1 protein-coding gene and 1 pseudogene are annotated in these 1,388 nt (G+C 65.3%); one reads left to right on the top strand and one right to left on the bottom strand.

What is annotated here, in order from left to right; translation table 11 throughout:
* Nucleotides 1-125 precede the first annotated feature (125 nt).
* The gene (locus ACFYZJ_RS39395; RefSeq protein ID WP_388577226.1) at nucleotides 126-275 is read right to left on the bottom strand and encodes a hypothetical protein; all 150 of its coding nucleotides are present in this window, start codon (nucleotides 273-275) and stop codon (nucleotides 126-128) included.
* Between the two features lie 180 nt (nucleotides 276-455).
* Here ACFYZJ_RS39395 and ACFYZJ_RS39390 point away from each other — a divergent pair.
* Nucleotides 456-1,225, top strand: a pseudogene (locus ACFYZJ_RS39390) (transposase).
* Nucleotides 1,226-1,388: the final 163 nt, after the last annotated feature.

Genomic DNA, 1,388 nt, shown 5'->3' with positions numbered 1-1,388 from the left:
GGCACGGATCTCGTCCGGGATGCGCATACCACACCAACGAGCCACGGGACGGGAAGCAACACCTTGATGATCTGCAAGCCCTAAGGGCTGTCCCGTAACTGCGCTTGCGGGCAGCCGCGGCCTCGTCAGGCGCTCGGGTTCTTCCACAGATGTCGCTCGTCCAGGGTCCCGAATCGCACGTCTCCGCGTTCCAGGTCGACGAGGATGGGCCAGCAGTCCAGCAGCTGCTCTCTCGGATCACGTGAGGCGAGGTACTGCACAGAGTTGTAGGGCACGATGAGGAGCCCGTTGCTCTCCGGACCCGCTCTGCGTCGATGGCGAGAGGCGGCTCGTTTTCACGCTGGCTCTGCACGAGGAAAGCCACCGCGAGCTGCAGGGCCTGGTCCTGCTCCATCATCCGTCTCCAGTCCGTTGGCTCGAAGAATGCGCCCTAACCGGCCTGGGATGATCTTGGTGTGGCTGGTGTGATCACGGCGTCGGAGCCGTCCTGGATAACCCCGTTCACCGGGCTGAGCCCACGTGCTTTCGGGAAACTGGTGACGGTGCTGCGGCGCGAGGGTGCGGACGCGGTCCGCAAGGGCCGGCCGTGGAGCCTTCCGCTGGAGGACCGGGCCTTGCTGGTCGCGGCGTACTGGCGCACGAACCTCACCATGCGGCAGCTCGCCCCTCTGTTCGGGGTGTCGAAGTCGGCGGCAGACCGGATCATCGACCACCTCGGGCCGATGCTCGCTCTCCAGCCCCGCAAGCGGTTCGCCAAGGACACCGTGCTCATCATGGACGGCACCCTGGTGTCCACCGCGACCACACGATCGCCGAGCGATCGAAAAACTATCGGTACTCCACCAACCACCAGGTCGTCATCGACGCTGACACGCGCCTGGTCGTCGTGGTCGGCCGGCCGCTCGCCGGGAACCGCAACGACTGCAAGGCGTGGGAGGAGTCCGGCGCCAAGGCCGCTGTTGGCAAGACCCTCACGATCGCCGACGGCGGCTACCTGGACACCGGACTTGTCATCCCGCACCGTCGCGAGCGCGGCCAGAGCGCACTCACGGCCTGGAGAGAGGAACACAACAAGTCCCACAAGCAGGTCCGAGCCCGCGTCGAGCACGTCTTCGCCCGTATGAAGACCTGGAAGATCCTCCGCGACTGCCGCCTCAAAGGCGACGGCGTCCACCACACCATGCTCGGCATCGCCCGGATGTACAACCTCGCCCTCGCCGGATAGCTGGGCGGGGCTGAACGACAACCCACCACGTCCGAGGCGACCCAGAGATCATTTACGGGACAGCCCTTAGGGCTTGCAGATCATTAACACGTTGTTTTGATCATGCTGCTGGGGTCGCCACTCAGGGCTTGAACCCGAGCCTGAAGGGCTGTGAGGGCGGAGG

It is taken from the genome of Streptomyces sp. NPDC001848, from assembly GCF_042891915.1.
GTDB lineage: Bacteria > Actinomycetota > Actinomycetes > Streptomycetales > Streptomycetaceae > Streptomyces.
Note: the sequence above shows the minus strand (reverse complement) of the source record. Positions and strands in the feature narration are given on the sequence as shown.